This window comes from Trinickia terrae (assembly GCF_005144415.1).
GTDB classification, from domain to species: domain Bacteria; phylum Pseudomonadota; class Gammaproteobacteria; order Burkholderiales; family Burkholderiaceae; genus Trinickia_A; species Trinickia_A terrae.
Genome location: NZ_SWJE01000044.1, coordinates 1 through 1,122, shown reverse-complemented (window position 1 = coordinate 1,122; position 1,122 = coordinate 1). Strand labels below are relative to the sequence as shown.

The 1,122-nt window shown below is 64.0% G+C and carries 1 protein-coding gene; it reads right to left on the bottom strand.

The genetic code is table 11. The features are described 5' to 3' along the window. The coding region (locus FAZ69_RS32995; RefSeq protein ID WP_169708845.1) for a hemagglutinin repeat-containing protein at window positions 1-1,122 on the bottom strand (1,122 nt) is incomplete at both ends.

Genomic DNA, 1,122 nt, shown 5'->3' with positions numbered 1-1,122 from the left:
GCGCTTCCTTCTGCTTTGCATCGGCATAAGCACCGATACTTTGCGCCACGACTTGCCCCGCTGCTGACGCTGCGTTCATCAAGTCCGACTGCTGCGACAGCAGGTTTTGCACATCCGGCGTCTTGGAGACTGTGCCATTGGTGTTGGCCGTGTCACGGCTCAGGCTCGCCACGTCCTGCGTCTGGTTCGCCCTGTTCGTGATGTTGATCGTGCCCACGCTGACCGCGCTGCGCGTGGTCGCGCTTTGGTCGCCGTTAGCGTCCTGCGAGATCATCGGCGTCAGACCACCCGAACCACTGACCGACGCTGGCCCCACAGCCTTCTGGCTCACGCCTACCGACGCGCCCACGCTGAATCCATTACTCGCCGCACTGTAGTGGGAGTGATCCTGGATATCGCTGTACGTCAGCGTCCCGGTCGTCAGGCTGTTCTGCGACGCATCCGCCGTACTGGCGATGATCGCCCCCTTCAGGTCGGTATTGCCCTTCACATTGATGTCGAAGCCGCCCGAACCCGCCTGAATCCCCGCCTGTTCGTTCACGCCCGCGTAGTTCGCGTCCGCGTGCCCGTTTTGCGCGCTGAAACTGGCCCCGCCCCCTGCCTCGCTGATGCTGAAGCCGCCCCCCGCGCTCGACTGGTGCGCCGTGCTCACCGTCGTGTCCTGCACGCTCGCGAGATTCAGGTTGCCGCCGATATTGGCCACCACCTGATTCGCGTTCACGTTCGCACCGACGATGTTGGTATCGCCGCCGCTCACGATCGTCACCGAGTGCATCGCGTTGACGTGCGTGTTGTTCTGCATCGCCGCATCCGAATTGCCGTCGCCGTGCGCGTTCTGCATGGACGCCGAGATACCGGGCCCGCTCGTGCCAAACGACACGCCCACGCTCGCGCTCGACGACGCATTCGCGCTGCGCGTCGAATCCGTGTTCGTCGTGTTGACCAGATTCACCTGATTCTTGGCAATCAGCGCAACATCGTTCGCGTTCACCTCGGAGCCGGCAATCGTCACATTGCCGCTGCCCGGCGTGCCGTCCCCGGTCGCGACGAACGTCGCGCTGCCGCCAGCCTGAACCGTCGAGCCGCGTTGCGTCGTCTGGTCTTCGGACGACTGACTGGAGC